The organism is Marinobacter halodurans (assembly GCF_004327985.1).
Lineage (GTDB): Bacteria > Pseudomonadota > Gammaproteobacteria > Pseudomonadales > Oleiphilaceae > Marinobacter_A > Marinobacter_A halodurans.
Window position 1 is genome coordinate 1 of record NZ_SJDL01000068.1, and the last position, 7,262, is coordinate 7,262.

The following is a 7,262-nucleotide window of genomic DNA, read 5'->3' on the forward strand; positions in this document are numbered from 1 at the left end:
ATCTCGCTGCGGAGCCTGGCGTTTATCCCGTGGGATCATGGGCATTTCTTCCGGATTCTGAGTGAAACAGGGCGATTTATGCTGGATATTATACTTTGAAACAAAGCCAACTCATTGTCTTTATTTCGGTTTTTCTTTTGCAGGGCCGACGACTTACGACTGGTGGGTGTCTCCTCAATTTATGGACGGCACCTTCACCAAAGTCGGGGCTATTGGCAAAATCATGGAAAGCTTCCAGAGTTGGCGTGACTTCGAGGAGACGATGCTGCGAATGAATGCCGACGGTACGCCGACGCCGGGTGTGCGTGACGCCAATGCCCAAAAGTTATTCCAGTTTATCGGCAAGCACCGCCATGACTATCTCATGTTCAAGAAAGCCCTTAAAGGCCAGACCGCCATTGCCGACCGACCGGTACAGCTCGACCCCTTCAAAGCTTGTAGAAACTGCGGAATCGCCTAACGATGAGATCATGCACAAATCGAAGCCAAACCTTTCTTTCGGCACTGATTGTCACGGCCATTCTACTCTCAGGGTGTTCAAGTCCGGATACCGGCCCCAAAGTGACCACCGCAGAGATCGATGAGGTTACAAATAGAGCTTTGGAGAATCTAGTGTTTATCGAAGGGAGCACCTTTATGCTGGGCGATGTGGGGGTATTGAAAGGAAGACCCTACACAGTCCTTGACGACAACAATAAACCTCCGGTTAAAGTCTCGCTGGATAACTACTCAATCTCCAAATATGAAACCACCTGGGGGGATTTTATGGTCTACCTCAGGGACGTAAATCGCGCTAAGGATTATACGCTCGAAGCCGGATTTGACTGGGCACGAATACTTCCGACTACAGCCAACGATGACCCGCTTTCACCCAACTACTACAAGAAACCTGTCTGGAGTCCCAACTATCAGGAGGCGGCAGGCTATTGCGCATGGCTGGCAGAAAAAACCGGCCACCCCTTCGCTCTGCCCACTGAGGCCCAATGGGAATTTGCCGCCCGCAACCGAGGTCAGGACGTGCCTTACGCCACCGATAACGGCACTAAACACAATGACACCTATCTGCAACGGCCAAAGCAATATATTGATCCCAGCATCCCACCTTCGGGAAATATGCTCAGCCACTCATCAACCATTAAAGAACGACGCCCAGTAGGCAGCTATCCGCCCAGCCCATTGGGACTATACGACATGTCAGGCAACGTCGCCGAATGGACACAGGATTGGTATGACGAGAATGCTTACCGTCATATCGATTCACATAATCCGCACGGGCCGGAAAAACCAATGAATCCGGATAAGCCGAAAAAAGTAGTGCGTGATTGGGCTGGCCGCGGTGATCATTTCGGGGGGGGAGGGACGGTCTTTGTCCGGGGAGGCGAACCGGTAACTAGCCCAAGCAACGGCTTCCGCTGCGTTGTTAACCAGGGCACGCCGGTTGAGTAAATCCGCTCGATCGATCCACTGGCGACTGGCCGTTTTCGGGATCACCGTAACCGCATCGCTTCTGCTATGGGGTTGCTCCAAACCTAACACCGGTCCCAGAGCAACCACCTCAGAAATCCATGACGTCACCCGGAAAGCCCTGGATAACCTGGTGTTCGTCGAAGGCGGCACCTTTATGCTGGGGGATATCGGCGTCCTGAAAGGCCGACCTTATACGGGACTCAACGACGACAATAACAAGCCGCCCGTTGAAGTCACGCTGGACAGTTACTCAATCTCCAAATATGAAACCACCTGGGGGGATTTTATGGTCTACCTCCGGGACGTAAATCGGGCCCATACCTATACGGTGGAAGCGGGCTTTAGTCGAGCAGGCTGGCTACCCTTTACCGCAAACAACGACCCGCTATCTCCCAATTATTTCAAGAAACCGGCCAGAAGCCCGAACTACCAGGAGGCGGAAGGCTATTGCGCATGGCTGGCCGACAAAACCGGCCATCCGTTCGCCCTGCCCACCGAGGCCCAGTGGGAGTTCGCTGCCCGCAACCGGGGGCAGGACGTGCTTTACGCCACCGATGACGGTACCAAACGGAATGACGCCTACCTGCAACGGCCAAAGCAGTACATCGACCCAAGTATTCCGCCCTCGGGTAATATGCTCAGCCACGCTTCGACCACGATAGAGCGCAGACCAGTCGGCAGCTATCCCCCCAGTCCATTGGGACTTTATGACATGTCGGGCAATGTCGCGGAATGGACGCAGGATTGGTATGACGTTAACGCCTATCAACATCTCGACCCACACAATCCACACGGGCCGGATAAGCCAGTCCATCCGGAAAAGCCAGAGAAGGTATTGCGAGACTGGGCAGGACGAGGTTCTCATATAGCTGGACATGGCACAGTCTTCATGCGGTGGGGAAAGCCATTAACCTCAAGCAATGGTTTCCGCTGCGTTGTTAACCAGGGCACGCCGGTTGAGTAAATCCGCTCGATCGATCCACTGGCGACTGGCCGTTTTCGGGATCACTGTAACGGCATCGCTTCTGCTATGGGGTTGCTCCAACGCCGATACCGGCCCCAAAGTGACTACCGCAGAGATCGATGAGGTCACAAATAGAGCCTTGGAGAATCTCGTGTTTATCGAAGGGAGCACCTTCATGCTGGGCGATGTGGGGGTCTTGAAAGGAAGGCCCTATACGGTCCTTGACGACAACAATAAACCCCCGGTTAAAGTCTCGCTGGATAACTACTCAATCTCCAAGTATGAAACCACCTGGGGCGATTTTATGGTCTACCTCAGGGATGTAAATCGCGCTAGGGATTATACTATCGAAGCCGGATTTGACTGGGCACGGATACTTCCAACTACAGCCAACGATGACCCGCTTTCACCCAACTACTACAAGAAACCTGTCCGAAGCCCCAACTACCAGGAGGCGGAAGGCTATTGCGCATGGCTGGCAGAAAAAACCGGTCATCCCTTCGCCCTGCCCACTGAGGCTCAATGGGAATTTGCCGCTCGTAATCGGGGACAGGATGTGCCTTACGCCACGAATGACGGCACCATGAAAAATGACACCTATCTCCAACGCCCAGACCGATATGTTGACCCCAGCATGCCGCCATCGGGAAACGCACTGAGCCATTCCTATTTGAAAAAGGAGCGTCGTCCAGTAGGAAGCTATCCGCCTAGCCCCGTAGGTCTATACGACATGACCGGTAATGTTGCCGAATGGACGCAGGATTGGTATGACGAAGATGCCTACGAACATATTCAACCAAAGAACCCGCAGGGGCCAACTGAGCCAGTGGACCCCAAAAAACCGGAAAAGGTAGTTCGTGATTGGGCCGGTCGTGGCGATCATTTTGGGGGCGAAGACACCGTCTTTGTTAGAGGCGGTGCCACTTTGGATGCCAAAAACGGCTTCCGCTGCGTTGTTAACCAGGGCACGCCGGTTGAGTAAATCCGCTCGATCGATCCACTGGCGACTGGCAGTTTTCGGGATTACCGTAACCGCATCGCTTCTGCTATGGGGTTGCTCCAAACCTAATACCGGTTCCAGAGCAACCACCTCAGAAATCCATAACGTCACCCGGAAAGCCCTGGATAACCTAGTGTTCGTCGAAGGCGGCACCTTTATGCTGGGAGATGTCGGCGTGTTGTCGGGACGACCGTACACGACTCTTGATGATGACAACAAGCCCCCTGTTGAGGTTTCGCTAGATAGCTATTCAATTTCCAAATTTGAAACTACTTGGGGAGATTTTTTGGTTTATCTCAGAGATGTGAATCGCGCAGACATCTATACACCTGATGCTGGTTTCAAGTCAGCGAGGGTTCTCCCTATTACGGCCAATAATGATCCTCTTTCCCCAAACTATTACAGAAAACCTGCTTGGAGCCCAAATTACCAAGAAGCAGAGGGTTATTGCGCATGGCTGGCCGAAAAAACCGGCTATCCCTTCGCCCTGCCCACCGAGGCCCAGTGGGAATTCGCTGCCCGCAGTCGGGGGCGGGATGTGCCCTATGCCACGAATGATGGCACCATGAAAAATGACACCTACCTTCAGCGCCCAGATCAATATGTAGACCCAAGCATCCCGCCATCGGGAAATGCACTCAGTCATTCTTCATTAAAAAAAGAACGACGTCCTGTTGGAAGTTACCCGCCTAGTCCTATTGGTCTTTACGATATGACAGGGAACGTAGCTGAGTGGACGCAGGATTGGTACAACAAGGACGCGTACAAGCATATAGCCTCACACAATCCGCACGGACCGGACGCACCCAGCGACCCTTATAATCCAGAAAAAGTGGTCAGAGATTACGCAGGGCATGGGGACTATCTTGGTGGAGGTGATACGGTCTTTGTAAGAGGAAGCGAGTCAATAGATAACCCAAGCAACGGCTTCCGCTGCGTTGTTAACCAGGGCATGCCGGTTGAGTAAATCCACTCGATCGATCCACTGGCGACTGGCCGTTTTCGGGATCACCGTAACCGCATCGCTTCTGCTATGGGGTTGCTCCAAACCTAACACCGGTCCCAGAGCAACCACCTCAGAAATCCATGACGTCACCCGGAAAGCCCTGGATAACCTGGTGTTCGTCGAGGGTGGCACCTTTATGTTGGGGGATGTCGGCATCCTGAAAGGCCGGCCTTATACGGGACTCAACGACGACAATAACAAGCCGCCCGTTGAAGTCACCCTGGACAGCTACTCGATTTCCAAATATGAAACCACCTGGGGGGATTTTATGGTCTACCTCCGGGACGTAAATCGCGCTAAGGATTATACGCTCGAAGCCGGCTTTGACTGGGCGAGAATCCTTCCGGTCACAGCCAGCGATGATCCACTTTCACCCAACTACTATAAGAAACCTGCCAGAAGCCCTAACTACCAGGAGGCGGAAGGCTATTGCGCATGGCTGGCCGACAAAACCGGCCATCCGTTTGCCCTCCCCACCGAGGCCCAGTGGGAGTTCGCTGCCCGCAACCGGGGGCAGGACGTGCTTTACGCCACCGATGACGGTACCAAACGCAACGACACCTATCTGCAGCGGCCAAAGCAGTACATCGACCCAAGTATTCCGCCCTCGGGTAATATGCTCAGCCACGCTTCGACCACGATAGAACGCCGACCAGTCGGCAGCTATCCCCCCAGTCCATTGGGACTTTATGACATGTCGGGCAATGTCGCGGAATGGACGCAGGATTGGTATGACGTTAACGCCTATCAACATCTCGACCCACACAATCCACACGGGCCTGAAGAACCGGTCGACCCCGATGAGCCGGAGAAGGTCGTACGTGACTGGGCAGGTTATGGTTCTCATACTGCGGGACACGGCACCGTCTTTATGCGGGGAGGAGAACAGTTAACCTCAAGCAACGGCTTCCGCTGCGTTGTTAACCAGGGCATGCCGGTTGAGTAAATCCGCTCGATCGATCCATAAGCGATTGACCGTTTTCGGGATCACTGTAACGGCATCGCTTCTGCTATGGGGTTGCTCCAACGCCGATACCGGCCCCAAAGTGACTACCGCAGAGAAGCAAACGCGAAGCTGAGTATCGGCGCAGCCACCTTCCTGTTATCCGATCAGAAGAAAATCAAACCCGACCCACAAGCCGGTCTCTCTGTCTCTGGCAACGCGTTTGCGGGGGCCGAGGCAGGCGGTGCCGTGAGTGGAAAATTCTGCTGGGTGCATCCTGAAGAGCAATATAAATCCAATGCCAATTGGCAGGAGCTTTTGAAGATTGAGGCGGGGGGGACCGTAGCTGCTGGCGTTGGTGCAGGAATGGATTTCTCCCTAACACTCGACCGTGACAACTCTATTATTATGGTATGTAAGGGTCGGCTGGTGTTTGGTCCTGGTGCGAGTGGCAGTTTCGGCACCACAGTCGATCTGCAAAGTTGCTGGGGGCTTTGCAAAGCCGTTTTAGATGCACTCCGCTCTTTCGATTACTCCTATCTGGAGAATGTCGATAGCGAGATTTTCTCGTCTTGGAGCAAGAATCTGTACCTGTCGCTCGTTGACGAGGCTGGAAAAGCGGCTGAGTGGATCAATCAACCTTTCGGGAAATTGCAGGATGCCTGGGATGGGCGTAAATCGCTCAAGGAAAACGCGCAGAATCTAGCCCAGAATATTCGTGAAGGTCGGCTGAGCGAAGTGCTGCAGTCGGAGCAGGGTTCCATTACCCTGCGCGACCTCCCTCCTGAAACGGTTGGCATGCTGTGCCATACGCTACTGCAAACCTTTATCGAGTCCTGGGAGGAGGAGCAAGAACGAGCGTTAATCTATATTTTCTCCCACATCGCCACCTGGCGAAAATTCTTCGAAGTACTGCAGCACATGACGGAGGACGGTTCCAAGTGTAACCCAATGCAGTCGCTGGAAAAGGTCTGCGCCATCCTGGATGACGGTTTTGCCTCTGACGACAATCAGCTAAAGCAATTCCATGACTGGATCTCTTCGGAATTGGGCACCACCTCCGACGCGCCTGTCTCCCAGACGGTGGCCTGGATGCCGGTCGCCGCTGGGAAAAAACGGCACCGGATCCGGCAGAAACTGATTGCCTATCATCGAAAATATGGTGACCTGGGCTCTATTGCCTAAGGGCTGGAGGCACAACGGAAACCAAAGAGCTTCGAATAGAAGTCAAGCTCTTCGCTGTAGTTCCTTTTGACGGTAGTGTTGTTATGCGGTGTGCTCAGATTACTGCCGCCCCGAATTACGTGACGGTTTCCCCGCTCAGGACCTTTGGGATCTTTCTCTGGGCTCCGCTGATAGTAATTTTCATCGTATTTGTCATTGACCCACTCAGTCACATTCCCGGTGAGATCATAAATACCCAAAGGATTTGGAGGAAAACTCCCAACCGCCTTTGTCTCCGAACGCTCGTCATTGGCCACATAATTTCGGCCTAGGTCAAGCTCTCCGGTGTCAGTGGCATAGAGCACATCTTCACCTCGATTGCGGGCTGCAAACTCCCACTGTGCCTCCGTCGGCAGATCGACAGGCCGTGACGCCAGTTTCCCAACCCACAGGCAATAGTCCTTCGGTTCCTGCCAGTTTTTTGTCCACGCCGGTTTGTCCGGCTCGAACAGGTATTCTCTACCTTCCCGTTCGCGTATTTCCTTTTTATATGGCTCTTTGCCCTGAAGCTCACGGAACAGGTCAAAATCGGCGATGGTGGTTTCGTATTTCGAGAGGGAGTAATCGTCCAACGTCACCTTGTGGATATAGTCGTTATCCTTGTAAAAATCATTCCTACAAAGCTGATCCGATCCCGGCTCACAAGGCACTTTGAAGT

Annotated in this window: 8 protein-coding genes; 7 read left to right on the top strand and 1 reads right to left on the bottom strand. The window is 53.3% G+C overall.

All coding sequences use genetic code 11. The features are described from left to right. Window positions 1–61: 61 nt before the first annotated feature. The 7 genes from EZI54_RS22730 to EZI54_RS22760 all read left to right on the top strand — a co-directional run bounded on the left by EZI54_RS22730 (window position 62) and on the right by EZI54_RS22760 (window position 6,565). Window positions 62–460 (top strand): hypothetical protein, encoded by a 399-nt coding sequence (locus EZI54_RS22730; protein ID WP_131484158.1) that lies wholly within the window; start codon window positions 62–64, stop codon window positions 458–460. Between the two features lie 101 nt (window positions 461–561). Beyond that, window positions 562–1,446: a formylglycine-generating enzyme family protein gene (locus EZI54_RS22735; protein WP_242674570.1), complete on the top strand. Its 885-nt coding sequence runs from the start codon at window positions 562–564 to the stop codon at window positions 1,444–1,446. Beyond that, window positions 1,439–2,431, top strand: coding sequence for a formylglycine-generating enzyme family protein (locus EZI54_RS22740; RefSeq protein WP_242674571.1), 993 nt, complete (start codon window positions 1,439–1,441; stop codon window positions 2,429–2,431). Before EZI54_RS22735 ends, EZI54_RS22740 begins: the two co-directional genes overlap by 8 nt. Then, the gene (locus EZI54_RS22745; RefSeq protein ID WP_242674572.1) at window positions 2,424–3,413 is read left to right on the top strand and encodes a formylglycine-generating enzyme family protein; all 990 of its coding nucleotides are present in this window, start codon (window positions 2,424–2,426) and stop codon (window positions 3,411–3,413) included. Before EZI54_RS22740 ends, EZI54_RS22745 begins: the two co-directional genes overlap by 8 nt. Continuing rightward, window positions 3,406–4,398 carry a formylglycine-generating enzyme family protein gene (locus EZI54_RS22750; protein WP_242674573.1) on the top strand — a complete coding sequence of 331 codons (993 nt, stop codon included), beginning with the start codon at window positions 3,406–3,408 and terminating at the stop codon, window positions 4,396–4,398. The genes EZI54_RS22745 and EZI54_RS22750 overlap by 8 nt, the downstream gene beginning before the upstream one ends. After that, entirely contained in the window at window positions 4,391–5,383 is a 993-nt protein-coding gene (locus EZI54_RS22755) for a formylglycine-generating enzyme family protein (protein WP_242674574.1), read from the top strand. Before EZI54_RS22750 ends, EZI54_RS22755 begins: the two co-directional genes overlap by 8 nt. Window positions 5,384–5,449: 66 nt before the next feature. After that, window positions 5,450–6,565 (top strand): hypothetical protein, encoded by a 1,116-nt coding sequence (locus EZI54_RS22760; protein ID WP_131484162.1) that lies wholly within the window; start codon window positions 5,450–5,452, stop codon window positions 6,563–6,565. Here EZI54_RS22760 and EZI54_RS22765 read toward each other — a convergent pair. Further along, window positions 6,562–7,262, bottom strand: a 701-nt coding sequence (locus tag EZI54_RS22765) for a formylglycine-generating enzyme family protein (RefSeq protein ID WP_131484163.1), incomplete at its 5' end; no start/stop codon positions are given. The two genes, EZI54_RS22760 and EZI54_RS22765, sit on opposite strands and share 4 nt — an antisense overlap.